The sequence below is a fragment of the Streptomyces poonensis genome, from assembly GCF_014650915.1.
Classification (GTDB): domain Bacteria; phylum Actinomycetota; class Actinomycetes; order Streptomycetales; family Streptomycetaceae; genus Streptomyces; species Streptomyces poonensis.
The window spans coordinates 222,797-235,387 of record NZ_BMVW01000002.1; the positions used below are offsets into that span (position 1 = coordinate 222,797).

The 12,591-nt window shown below is 72.2% G+C and carries 10 protein-coding genes and 1 pseudogene; 4 read left to right on the forward strand and 7 right to left on the reverse strand.

Translation table 11 applies throughout. From position 1 onward, the window contains the following. Positions 1–107 precede the first annotated feature (107 nt). Complete coding sequence (locus IE242_RS07940) at positions 108–290, forward strand: hypothetical protein (protein WP_189857641.1); 183 nt, start codon at positions 108–110, stop codon at positions 288–290. Continuing rightward, positions 236–844 (forward strand): annotated as a pseudogene (locus IE242_RS07945) (aldehyde dehydrogenase family protein); the annotation flags it as partial. The gene IE242_RS07940 and the pseudogene IE242_RS07945, both read left to right, overlap by 55 nt. A gap of 76 nt (positions 845–920) precedes the next feature. Here IE242_RS07945 and IE242_RS07950 read toward each other — a convergent pair. Further along, a complete protein-coding gene (locus IE242_RS07950) occupies positions 921–1,547 on the reverse strand; it encodes a TetR/AcrR family transcriptional regulator (protein WP_189856791.1) in 627 nt (208 codons plus the stop codon). Positions 1,548–1,650: 103 nt separating this feature from the next. Between IE242_RS07950 and IE242_RS07955 the strand changes: the two genes are divergently transcribed. After that, complete coding sequence (locus tag IE242_RS07955) at positions 1,651–2,796, forward strand: acyl-CoA dehydrogenase family protein (RefSeq protein ID WP_189856793.1); 1,146 nt, start codon at positions 1,651–1,653, stop codon at positions 2,794–2,796. Positions 2,797–2,915: 119 nt separating this feature from the next. Here the strand turns inward: IE242_RS07955 and IE242_RS07960 are convergent, their stop codons facing one another. The 6 genes from IE242_RS07960 to IE242_RS07985 form a co-directional block, all read right to left on the reverse strand. Next, entirely contained in the window at positions 2,916–4,742 is a 1,827-nt protein-coding gene (locus IE242_RS07960; RefSeq protein WP_189856795.1) for an AMP-dependent synthetase/ligase, read from the reverse strand. 64 nt (positions 4,743–4,806) lie between these two features. After that, a complete protein-coding gene (locus IE242_RS07965) occupies positions 4,807–6,987 on the reverse strand; it encodes a 3-hydroxyacyl-CoA dehydrogenase NAD-binding domain-containing protein (RefSeq protein WP_189856797.1) in 2,181 nt (726 codons plus the stop codon). 37 nt (positions 6,988–7,024) lie between these two features. Further along, on the reverse strand, positions 7,025–8,239 hold the full coding sequence (locus IE242_RS07970; protein WP_189856799.1) for an acetyl-CoA C-acetyltransferase: 1,215 nt from the start codon (positions 8,237–8,239) through the stop codon (positions 7,025–7,027). 55 nt (positions 8,240–8,294) lie between these two features. After that, positions 8,295–9,437, reverse strand: coding sequence for an acyl-CoA dehydrogenase family protein (locus IE242_RS07975; RefSeq protein WP_189856801.1), 1,143 nt, complete (start codon positions 9,435–9,437; stop codon positions 8,295–8,297). 22 nt (positions 9,438–9,459) lie between these two features. Then, on the reverse strand, positions 9,460–10,485 hold the full coding sequence (locus IE242_RS07980; RefSeq protein WP_189856803.1) for an LLM class F420-dependent oxidoreductase: 1,026 nt from the start codon (positions 10,483–10,485) through the stop codon (positions 9,460–9,462). A gap of 5 nt (positions 10,486–10,490) precedes the next feature. Beyond that, positions 10,491–11,621, reverse strand: coding sequence for a CaiB/BaiF CoA transferase family protein (locus tag IE242_RS07985; protein WP_373299493.1), 1,131 nt, complete (start codon positions 11,619–11,621; stop codon positions 10,491–10,493). Between the two features lie 283 nt (positions 11,622–11,904). Between IE242_RS07985 and IE242_RS07990 the strand changes: the two genes are divergently transcribed. Next, on the forward strand, positions 11,905–12,579 hold the full coding sequence (locus tag IE242_RS07990; protein ID WP_229858447.1) for a TetR/AcrR family transcriptional regulator: 675 nt from the start codon (positions 11,905–11,907) through the stop codon (positions 12,577–12,579). Positions 12,580–12,591: the final 12 nt, after the last annotated feature.

The window sequence follows — 12,591 nt, forward strand, 5'->3', positions numbered from 1 at the left end:
TTGACGCGGCCTGTGAAACAAGTCAATAGTTTTTGTATCTTCGACTCTCTCGACGATACCCCGGCACGTGACCCCCGCTATCCGGCACCCCTCGGGAAGGAGCCCTCATGAGGGACAGAGAGGCACGTAACGGCAGAAACCCTTCGCCTTCTCCTGAAGGCCGCACGCACTGGAAGCGCAGCGCCGTCATGTTCGTCCCGTGCACCCTGGCGGTGGGCGCGCTGGGGATCGCCCTCGCGCAGGGCGCCCTCGCCCGGGTCCGGGACCGGACGCCGCCTACGGCCCGATGACGATGCCGGACCAGACGGCCGTGGTGCGGCGGCACGTCCACGGCGCCCTGGCCGCCGGGGCACGCGCGGCGCTCGGCGGCGAGGAGTCGCTGTCCGGCGGGCCGTTCGTGGCCCCGGTGGTCCTCGTCGACGTACCGGAGGACGCGCCCGCCATGACCGAGGAGACCTTCGGGCCGACCGTCGCGGTCAACGCCGTCGCGGATGTCGACGAGGCGGTGCGCCGCGCCAACGCGTCCCGCTACGCGCTCGGCGCCGCGGTGTTCTGCGGCAGCCGGCGCACCGGTGCCGCGATCGCCGCCCGGCTGCGCGCGGGCGCGGTGTCCGTCGACTCCGTGCTCGGCTTCGCCGCCGTGCCCGCGCTGCCGTTCGGCGGGTCGGGCGACTCCGGTTTCGGGCGGATCCACGGGGCGGACGGCCTGCGGACCTTCACCGCGCCGCAGTCGGTCACGGTCCGGCGCTTCGCGGCCCCGGTCGACCTCACGTCCTTCCGTACCCCCGCCGCCGCGAAGGCCCGTGCCGTCGCGCTCATGCGGTGGCTGCACACGAAACGCTGAGGGCGCGGAGGAGGTGTCGGGGCGGACGGAGTGGGCCGGGCCGGCGAACGCGGAGGCCGGCCCGTCCGCCGCCCGGTCAGGCGGCGAGCAGCGGCGCGAGGTACCGGCGGGCGAAGGCGCGGGCCTGCTCCTCGTCGTCCAGTTCGATGCAGCCCGCCGGGTTGAGGAGGAAGGAGACGGCGACGCGCACCATCAGCTCGGCCACCGGCCGGGGATCGGACTCGGGACGGCCCTCGGCCTGCTGGGCACGGCGCAGATGGCCCGTCAGATAGTCGGTGGCGGCCGTGAGGTAGGGCCCGCCCTGCACGGTCAGATAGGGCAGGACGACCTCGGGTTCCAGCCGCAGCAGCCCCCCGAAGAGCGGATGCGCCCTGGTGTACCTGAGGACGACCACGAAGCCCTCGACGACCCGGTCCTCCATGGCGGGCAGCGACGCCACCGCGGAGTCCAGCTTCTGGAAGAAGCGGCTGCCCTCACGCAGCAGGCACGCCTCGACCAGCCCGTCCTTGTTCTGGAACCGGCGGTACACCGTCACCCGCGAGACGCCGGCCCGTTTGGCGACGTCGTCCACCGAGGAGCGGCGCAGGCCGAAGGTCGTGAACTGCTCCAGAGCGGCGTCCAGGATCTGCCGCGCCAGCTTTTCCTCCGTCTCCGGACGCGCGATGGCCCGGGCGAGCAGGGAGTCGTTCGCAGAAGTCGTCATGGTGCCCTCCACGGTACCGGCACAGCCTCCGACGGAAACACGTGACAGAAACACTGACACGTAAATCGTATATATGTATCTCCAGCGACTTCAGGAGAGTTCCATGGGAAGCCGTCTCACCGCCCAGCAGTCGGATTTCGCCACCGCCGTCCGCGACTTCGCCAAGCGCGAGTGCGGGACACGGGAACGGCGGGAGGAACTGACCCGGGGCGGCCGGGAACCCCACAACCCCACGATCTACGGCATGCTCGCCGACCTCGGCTGGCTCGGTGTCTGCCTGCCCGAGGAGTACGGCGGCGCGGGCGGCGGCCTCGCCGACGCCTGTGTGTTCCTGGAGGAGACCTCCTACGGCCTGGTGCCCGCGGGCGGCTTCGTCACCACCGTCATCACCGCCAAGGCGTACGAACGGTTCGGCACCGAGCGGCAGCGGCAGGAGGTGCTCTGCGGCGCCACGCGCGGCGCCGTCCTCTCCATCGCCATGTCCGAGCCCGCCGCCGGCTCCGACGTGGGCGCCCTGCGCTGCCGCGCCGAACCGCGGGCGGACGGCGGCTGGCTGATCAACGGTCAGAAGACCTGGATCTCCAACGCCCACATCGCCGAGAGCATGCTGCTGGTGGCGCGGACCGGCACCAGCGGGGACAAGCACAAGGGACTCACCATGTTCCACGTCCCGATGGACACGCCCGGCGTCGAGGTCCGGGGCATCGAGACCATGGGCGGCCGCGAGGTCAACGACGTCTTCCTCACGGACGTACGGCTGCCCGCCGACGCGGTGGTCGGGGAGGTGGACGACGGCTGGCGCCAGCTGATGGCCGGGCTGAACCACGAACGGCTGTTCCTGGCGGCCGGCATGCTCGGCCTGGCCCGCCGGGCCTTCGACGACGCGGTCGCCTATGTCCGCGAGCGCGAGCAGTTCGGCCGCCCGATCGGGTCCTTCCAGGCGCTGCGGCACCGCGTGGCCGATCTCGCCACGGAGATCGAGTGCACACGGCTGCTGGTGCGCGAGGTGGCGGCGGACTGCGACGCCGAGCCGGACCGGCTGTTCCCCCGCGAGGCGTCGATGGCCAAGCTCAAGGCCACCGAGACGGCCAAGCGGGTCGCCCTGGAGTGCATGCAGATGATGGGCGGGTACGGCTACGCCACCGAGTACGGCATGGAGCGCCATCTGCGGGCCGCCGTCGTCTCCACCGTCTACGGCGGGACCAGCGAGATCCAGCGGGACATCATCGGCAAGAGCTACGGACTCTGAGCCGGCGCGCTCCAACCGACGGACTCCGAGCAGACGCACTCCGAGCAGACAGCGGTACGACGACGGCCGCCCCGCCTTCACCCGGCGGGGCGGCCGTCGGCCTGTGGTGCTCCCGGTGCTCAGCCGGCGTAGAGGTCCGCCAGCTCGGTGGCGTACTTGTCCCTGATGACCCGGCGGCGCATCTTCAGCGACGGTGTCAGTTCGCCCGTCGCCGGCCCCCACTCCCCGGTGAGCAGCCGGTACCGCTTGACCTGTTCGGTCCGGTTGAGCCGGCTGTTGGCGGCGGCGACGGCCCGGTCCACCTCCTCGCGGACCGAGGGGTGCGCGGCGAGGGCCGCCGGACCGTCGAGGACGTCGATGCCGTGGGCCGCGGCCCAGGCGGGCGCCGCCTCCGGGTCGAGCACCAGCAGCGCGACGAGGTACGAACGGTTGTCGCCGTGCACCAGTGCCTGCCCGATCAGCGGGTGTTCCTTGAGGGTGTTCTCCACGAGGGCGGGAGAGACGTTCTTCCCGGTCGAGGTGACGATCATCTCCTTCTTCCGGTCGGTGACCCAGACATAGCCGTCCTCGTCGACCCTGCCGATGTCGCCCGTGCGCAGCCACCCCTCGTCGTCCAGTGCCGGGCGCACCGACCCGTCCTCCTGGAGGTAGCCGGAGAAGACGGAGGCGCCGCGCACCTCGATCTCCCCGTCCTCGGCGATCCGTACCTCCACGGACGACACCGGACGCCCGACCGAGCCCAGCCGGAATCCGGTCCGGGGGCTGTTGGCGGTGGCCACCCCCGTCGTCTCGGTCAGCCCCCACGCGTCCATGACGACGACCCCGAGTCCGGCCCAGAACCGCACCACGTCGAGGGGCATGGGCGCGGAGGCGCTGGCGGCCCAGGTGACCCGGTCGAGCCCGCCCAGGGACAGCAGCGGCAGCAGTACCTCCTCCCGGCATCGCGCGTACGCCGCCGCCAGCTCGGCGGGCGGTTCCTCGCCGCGCTCCCGGTACCCGACGTGCTCGCGGGCCACCCGCCCCGCCTCCTCGACGGCCCGCTGCCGCTCCGCCGGCAGCAGGGCCAGCCCGGCGCGGACCGCCGCCGCCAGCTTCTCCCAGATCCTCGGCACCCCGAAGAACTGCCGCGGCCGTATCTCGCGCACCGCGTCGGCGACGGCCGCCGGGTCGGCGCACAGATGGACGTGCGAGGCGCGGTGGCAGGGCAGGTAGATGCCGAGCATCCGCTCCGCGATGTGCGCGAACGGCAGATAGCAGATGTGCTCGACGTGCGGCGGCAGTTCGACCACCGCGTCGAGCGCGCGGGCGTTGGCGAGCACCTGCTGATGGGTGAGGACCACGCCCTTGGGTTCACCGGTGGTGCCGGAGGTGTAGACGACGGTCAGCGGGTCCTCGGGGCGGGCCGTGTCCAGTGCCTTGCCCAGCTGCTCCGGCGCCGGTTCTCTGCTCAGCGCCCCGTACGGGAGGTGACGGCCCTCCTCGCCGGGCGTCACGACGACGAGCCGGTCCAGCGGTGTGCCGTCGTCGTCCAGCAGCGGCGCCCAGACCTCCGCCTCGGCGGCGCCCTCCACCACGGCCACCGCCGCCCGGCAGTTACGGGCGATGTGGGCGATCTGCGCGGGCGCGGCGGTGCCGTAGACACTGACCGGTACGGCGCCGAGGCGTACCAGGGCCAGGTCGGACAGCCAGTGTTCGGGCCGGTTGGACATCATCAGCAGCACACGGTCGCCGCGGCCCACGCCGAGCGCCGCGTACCCGGCCGCGAGGCGGGTGGTGTGCTCCCGGACCTGCGCCCAGCTGAGCGTGGTCCATCCGGTGCCGTCGCCGTCCGGGGCCCGCCAGGACAGGGCGGGCAGGTCCGGATACAGGCGGGCGTTGCGTTCCATGAGCAGCGGCAGCGTCTGCCGTGCCGCTTGTTCCCCGTCGGTGCGCGGGGCTGATGTCATGACGGCCTCCTGGCGGGATGGGGCGGATCGGGGTGGGTCGGGGAAGCGGGGGCGGCACCGGAGCTCAGCCGTCGGTGAAGGTCTCTCCGCGCTCGGCCTTGCGGATCAGCAGCTCGGGCGGCGCGAAACGCTCCCCGTGCAGGTCCCGGAGTTCGCGGGCGCGGGCCAGGAACCCGGGCAGACCGCCCGGATAGCCGTTGACGTACTGCAGGACGCCGCCCGTCCACGCCGGAAAGCCGATACCGAGCAGCGACCCCACGTCGGCGTCCGCGACGGAGGTCAGGACGCCCTCCTCAAGGCAGCGCACGGCGTCGAGGGCCTCGACGAAGAGCATCCGCTCCTTGAGCTCCTCCAGGTCGGCCTGGCCGCGCAGGGCCGGGTCGGTGAAGTGCTCGCGCAGTCCGGGCCAGAGCCTTCCGCGCCTGCCGCCGTCGCCGTACTCGTAGAATCCGGCGCCGCCGCTGCGGCCCGTACGCCCGAACTCGTCGATCATGCGGTCGACGACGGCGTCCGCCGGGTGCGGCCGCCACTCCTCCCCCGCCTCCTCGGCCGCGCGGCGGGTCTCCTCACGGATCCTGCGCGGCAGGGTGAGGGTCAGTTCGTCCATCAGGGCCAGCACCTTCGCCGGATAGCCGGCCTGCGCGGCGGCCTGTTCGACGGTCGCGGGGTCGTGGCCCTCGCCGACCATGGCGACGCCCTCGTCGATGAAGCGGCCGATGACGCGGGAGGTGAAGAAGCCGCGGCTGTCGTTGACGACGATCGGTGTCTTGCCGATCTGCCGGACGAGGTCGAAGGCGCGGGCCAGCGCCTCGTCACCGGTCTCCCTGCCCTTGACGATCTCCACCAGCCGCATCTTGTCCACGGGTGAGAAGAAGTGCAGTCCGATGAAGTCCTTGGGCCGTCGCACCGCGCCGGCGAGCAGGGTGATGGGCAGGGTGGAGGTGTTGGAGCAGAGCAGGGCGTCCGCGGCCACGGCGCCTTCGGCCTCCAGAAACACCTTCCCCTTCAGCTCGGGGTCCTCGAACACCGCCTCGATCACCGCGTCGCAGCCCGTCAGGTCGTGGGCGTCGCCGGTGGGGGTGATCCGGGCGAGGAGCGCCGCACGTCCGGCCTCGGTCGTACGGCCCTTGGCCACGGCGCGGTCCAGCAGTCCGGCCGAGTACGCCTTGCCCCGCTCGGCGGCCTCCACGGAGACGTCCTTCAGGACGACCTCGATGCCCGCCTTGGCACAGGAGTACGCGATGCCCGCGCCCATCATGCCCGCGCCCAGGACGGCGACTCTGGTCACCGTGCGGGTGGGTATCCGCTGGGGCCGGTTGGCGCCCGAGTCGACCGCCTGGAGGTCGAAGAAGAACCCCTGGATCATGTTCTTGGCGGTCTGTCCGGTCACCAGGTCGGTGAGGTACCGCGCCTCGATCACGAAGGCCGTGTCGACGTCGACCTGGGCGCTCTCCACCGCCGCGGCCAGGATGTTGCGCGGCGCGGGGTAGGGCGCCCCGCCCAGCTTCTTGCGGAGGACGGCGGGCAGGGCGGGCAGCTGGGCGGCGAGCGCGGGGTGGGCGGGGGTGCCGCCGGGGATCCGGTACCCCCGCGCGTCCCAGGGCTGCGCGCTCTCCGGGTGGGCGTCGATGAACGCCCTGGCCTTGGCGATCAGCTCCTCCTGGCCGGCGGCGACGGCATCGACCAGGCCCGCGGCGAGCGCGTCGGCCGGCGCGTACTGCCGGCCCTCCAGCAGCACCTTCCGCAGCGCCTCGGCCACCCCGAACATCCGTACCGTGCGCGTCACTCCGCCACCGCCGGGCAGCAGCCCGAAGGTCACCTCCGGCAGTCCCACGCGGGCGGCGGGCCGGTCCAGTACGACGCGGTGGTGGCAGGCGAGCGCGATCTCGTAACCCCCGCCCAGGGCGACGCCGTTGATGGCCGCCACGACCGGTACGCCCAGCGTCTCCATCCTGCGCAGCGCGCGCTTGACGCGCATACCGGCCTCGAAGGAGTCACCGGCGGTCTCGGGGGTGACGGCGATCAGGTCGCGCAGGTCGCCGCCGGCGAAGAACGTCTTCTTGGCGGAGGCCACGATGACGCCCTTGAGGGTGTCGCGCCGGGCCTCCAGCCGGTCGACGGTGGCGTCGAGCGAGTCGATGAAGGCCGCGTTCATGGTGTTGGCGGACTGGTCGGGGTCGTCGAGGACCAGGGTGACGACGTGGTCGGCGTCCTCGTCCCAGCGGATGGTGCGGCTCTCGGTCATGGGTGGTCTCTCCTGGTGGCGGGACGGAAGGGGCGGGTCAGACACGCTCGACGACGGTGGCGATGCCCATGCCGCCGCCCACGCACAGGGTGACGAGCCCGTACCGCAGACCGCGCCGTTCCAGCTCGTCCACGACCGTGCCGAGGATCATGGCGCCGGTGGCGCCGAGGGGGTGGCCCAGGGCGATGGCGCCCCCGTTGACGTTGACCTTGTCCAGGCCCAGCCCCATGTCCTTGACGAACCGCAGGACGACGGCGGCGAACGCCTCGTTGATCTCCACCAGATCGATGTCGTCGATGGTCAGCCCGGCTTTGGCGAGCGCCTTGCGGCAGGCGGGCGCGGGGCCGGTCAGCATGATGGTGGGGTCCGAGCCGGACACGGCGGCCGACACGATCCGGGCCCTGGGCCGCATGCCGTGGCGCTCCCCGGCCTCGCGGGAGCCGATGACGACCAGCGCGGCTCCGTCCACGATGCCGGAGGAGTTGCCCGCGTGGTGGACGTGGTCGATCTTCTCGACCCAGTGGTACTTCTGCAGCGCCACGGCGTCGAAGCCGCCCAGTTCGCCGATGTCCGCGAAGGACGGCTTGAGCGCGGCGAGGGAGTCGGCGGTCGTACCGGGTCTCATGTGCTCGTCCCGGTCCAGGACCAGCAGTCCGTTGCGGTCCCGCACCGGGACGACGGACGAGGCGAACCGGCCCTCCTTCCACGCCTCGGTGGCCCGCGCCTGCGACTCGGCCGCGTAGGCGTCGACGTCGTGGCGGGTGAACCCCTCAAGGGTGGCGATGAGGTCGGCGCCGATGCCCTGGGGGGCGAAGCCGGTGCTGTAGTTGGTCAGGGGGTCCGTCGCCCAGGCGCCGCCGTCACTGCCCATCGGCGTACGGGACATGGACTCCACCCCGCCGGCCAGGATCAGGTCCTCCCAGCCGGAGCGGATCTTGGCGGCGGCGAGGTTGACGGCCTCCAGACCGGATGCGCAGAACCGGTTCTCCTGGACGCCGGCGACGGTGTCGGGCAGTCCGGCGGCCATCGCGGCGGTCCGGGCGATGTCCGCTCCCTGGTCGCCGACCGGGCTGACGACGCCGAGGACCACGTCGTCGATGCCGGCCGGGTCCAGGCCGGGGAACCGGCGGCGCACCTCGTCGATCAGCCCGACGACCAGGTCGACGGGTTTGGTGCCGTGCAGGGCGCCGTTCGCCCTGCCGCGGCCGCGCGGGGTGCGGATGGCGTCGTACACATATGCTTCGCTGGTCATGGGCTGCCTTCCGGTCGTATCGGTATCGGGGAGGACGATCAGGCTCGGAGGTCACTCAGCCCAGCAGCGAACGGCCGATGATCTCCTTCATGATTTCCGTGGTGCCGCCGTAGATGGTCTGGATACGTCCGTCGAGGTACGCCTTGGCGACCGGGTACTCCGTCATGTAGCCGTAGCCGCCGTGCAGTTGCAGACATCGGTCGACCACCCGTTTCTGCAGCTCGGTCGCCCACCACTTGGCCATCGAGGCGTGTACGGCGTCCAGCGCGCCCCTGCTGTGCTCGGTGATGCAGCGGTCGACGAAGCTCCGGGTGACCGCGCACTCGGTGGCCATCTCGGCGACCTCGAACCGGACGTGCTGGAGCCTGGCCAGCGGGCGGCCGAACGCCTCGCGCTGCCGCACGTACTCCCGGGTGAGGTCCAGGACGTGCTCGGCGGCGGCCGCCGCGCCCACGGCGATGGCCAGCCGCTCCTGGGCGAGGTTGGCCATGAGGTAGGAGAAGGCCCGGTTCTCCTCGCCCAGCAGGTTCTCCTTGGGCACCCGCACGTCGTCGAAGAACAGCTCGGCGGTGTCCTGCGCCTTCTGGCCGATCTTGTCGAGGTTGCGGCCCCGTTCGAAGCCCGGCATGCCCCGCTCGACGACGAGCAGGCTCTGTCCCGAGCTGCCGCCCTCGGGGGTGGTGCGGGCCACGACGACGACCAGGTCGGCCAGGATGCCGTTGGAGATGAAGGTCTTGGTGCCGTTGAGCAGGTAGTGGTCGCCCTGGTCGGTGGCGGTGGTGCGGATGCCCTGGAGGTCGGAGCCCGCGCCGGGTTCGGTCATGGCGATGGCCGTGACGGTCTCGCCGGAGGTGTAGCCGGGCAGCCAGCGCCGCTTCTGCTCCTCGGTGGCGAGCCGGGTCAGATAGGGGCCGACGATGTCGTTGTGCAGGCTCAGCGCCAGACCGGACGCCCCGGCGCGGGCGAACTCCTCGATGAGCAGGGCGCTGTACCGGTAGTCGTCGGTGCCTCCGCCGCCGTACTCCTGCGGGACGGCGAGGCCGAGCAGGCCCTGGCGGCCCGCCGCGCACCAGACCTCGCGGCTCACGATGCCGTCCCGTTCCCACCGTTCGTGGTGCGGGAGCACCTCCTTGGCGAGGAAGGTGCGTACGGTGTCGCGGAACGCCTCGTGCTCCGGCGTGTAGATGTCTCGTTCCATGTCGCCTCCGCGTCGGGGGTACTCACAGCCAGCTCTTGACCCGCTCGACGAGCCGGGCCGGTTCGGGTCCGACGGGCGTGACGTTGAGCATGGTCACGCCCGCCTCCCGGAACGCCTCGACCCGTTCGCGCACATAGCCCTCGGGGCCCGCCAGGCAGACGAGTTCGCACAGCTCGGCGGGAACAGCCGACTCGGCCTCCCGCTTGCGGCCCGCCAGATAGTGCTCCTGGACCGCGGCGGCCTCGGCCTCATAGCCGTAGGAACACACCAGGTCGTAGTAGAAGTTGCGGCCGGGGGCGCCCATGCCGCCCACGTACAGGGCCATGACGGGCCGCATCAGGTCGCGCACCGCCTCCGCCCCCTCGCCGATGGCCAGCAGCCCGCCGGCGACGACGGACAGCGGTCCCAGGGCCGGGTCGCGCAGTGCGGTGCCCTCCGCGAGAGGCTCGCCCCAGATCTTGGCGGCGTGCTCGGGGACGTACAGGAAGGGCAGCCAGCCGTCGGCGAGTTCGGCGGTCATCCGGACGTTGACGGGGCCGAGCGCGGCCACGTACACCGGAATGGTGTCGCGGACCGGGCGGGTGAGCAGCTTCAGCGGCTTGCCGAGGGTGCCGCCCTTCTCGGGCGGGAGCGGCATGTCCGTGATGCCGTGGTGCTCGATGACCTCGCGGCGCCAGATCCGCCGGGCCAGTTCGATCGTCTCGCGGGTACGGCCGAGGGGCTTGTCGTAGCGGCGGCCGTGCCAGCCCTCGACGACCTGGGGGCCGGAGGCTCCGATGCCGAGCAGGGCGCGCCCGCCGGTCAGGGCGTCGAGTCCGGCGGCGGTCTGGGCGATCAGCGCGGGGGTGCGCGAGTACACGTTGAGGACGGCCGAGCCGATCCGCAGGCGTTCGGTGCGGGCGGCGAGGTATCCCATGATCGTCGGGGAGTCGAAGCCGTACGCCTCGGCCACCCAGATCGCGTCGAGCCCGGCTGCCTCGAGCGCGGCGGCCTCGTCGGCGGCGGCCCGCGGGTCGCCCGCGTACTGCAGGGGCGTGGAGAGTTCCATCGGCGTCATCCCATCTCGTGCGGTGCGTCGTGCCGGAATCCCCGGACCAGTGCGGGCACCTGCCAGTCGTGGGCGACCTCGCCCTGGTGCGTACCGGGAACGGCGGGCGGCAGGCGCAGGGCGCCGGGTGTCGCGGAGAAGCGGGGCGCCACGCCCGGCTGTACGAGCCCCTGCGACCGGGTGAAGGTCCGCCGGTGGTCCAGGTGCGGGTGGCGGACGGCCTCGCGCAGGGACAGCACGGGGGCGACGCAGGCGTCCGTGCCTTCGAAGACGGCGGCCCACTCGTCGCGGCCGGCGGTCCTGAAGCGTGCGGCGAACCGCTCCCGCAGCTCCGGCCACCGGCGCGGGTCGTCGCGGTCCGGCAGTCTCCCGGCGTCGAGCCCGAGGAGCCGTACGAACTCGGTGTAGAACTGCGGCTCCAGCGCCCCGACCGCCATCCAGCCGCCGTCGCCCGTCTCGTACACGGCGTAGTAGGGGCAGCCGCCGTCGAGGAGGTTGCGGCCCCGGCCGTCCTGCCACGTTCCCGCGGCGAGCATGCCGTGCACGATGGCGGTGAGGTGCGCGGTGCCGTCGACGATCGCCGCGTCCACCACCTGTCCCTCACCGGTGGTCCGGGCGGTGAGCAGCGCGGCGAGCACTCCGACGACGAGGTAGAGGGAGCCGCCGGCGTAGTCGCCGAGCAGATTGGCGGGGACGGCCGGCGGGCCGTCGGGGGCGCCGATCATGCCGAGCGCGCCCGCGGTGGCGATGTAGCCGATGTCGTGCCCGGCCCGGGGTGCGAGGGGTCCGTCCTGGCCCCAGCCGGTCATCCGGCCGTACACCAGGGCCGGGTTGGCGGCCCGGCAGTCCTGCGGACCGACGCCCAGCCGTTCCGCGACACCGGGGCGGTAGCCCTCGATCAGGATGTCGGCACGCTCGGCGAGCGCCCGCACCACCGCCGGACCGTCCGGCGACTTGAGGTCGACCAGGACGGAGCGCTTGTTGCGGTTGGTGACGTCGTAGGCGGGGTCGATCCGGAGCGGGGAGCCCCCCGGCCGGTCGACGCGTACGACGTCGGCACCGAGGTCGCCGAGGAGCATGGCGGCGAAGGGGCCGGGGCCGATGCCGGCCAGCTCCAGCACACGCACGCCGGTCAGCGGTCCGGCCCGGCGGGACGGTGGAGCGGTGTCGGGGTGCGTCACATCGGTCCCTTTCTCACGGGGGTCGGCTGTCGCCCACCGGAGGAGACTTACTTAGCGCTCGCTAAGAAAGTAGGGGTGACGATATGGACGGTCAATGGGCATGACACGCTCAACTTTTGGAGACGAGGACCACTGGCGCACGAGCGCTTACTGAGCGGACGATAAGCAGCAGGGGGAGAGCATCCGAACCCGGCGGACGTACGATGTGCCTCGCCGGCAACCCATCGGAGGAGCACCGTTGAGCAGCACGCAACCAAGCCTGGAGCCGGGCCCGGGAGCCACTGCCGCACCGCACTGGCGCACCTACGGGCCGCTCGGCCTGCACCCGATCCTGGTGCACGCGATGGAGGCGTTCAACGAGCAGGGGTACCACGGCACTTCGGTGCGGGACATCGCCGGCCGGGTGGGCGTCACCGTCCCCGCGCTCTACTACCACTACGAGAACAAGCAGGCGCTGCTCGCGACGCTGCTGGAAACCTCGATGAAGGACGTGCTCGACCGCTGCCGGGCCGCGGCCGCCGAAGCGGGGGACGACCCGCTGTCCCGCTTCTGCGCCATGGTCGAGTCCATCGTGCTCTACATGGCCCACCGCAAGGGGCTGGCCTTCCTGGACACCGAGATCCGCAGCCTGGAGCCCGGCAACCGCGCCCGGTACGTGGCACTGCGCGACTATCTCGAGCACATGCTGCTGGACACGGTCGAGGCGGGGATCGCCCGGGGCCTCTTCACCACCCCGATCCCCGCCGACGCGGTGCGCGCGGTGCTCATCATGTGCCAGGGCGTGGCCAACTGGTACCGGGCGGACGGCCCGCTCAGCGCGGAGGAGATAGCCCGGCGCCACGTCCTGCTCAGTCTGGGCACGGTGGGCCACCCGGGCGCGACGGCCGGCCGGTACACGCTCCCCCGCTCCTGAGCGGGCGGCGTG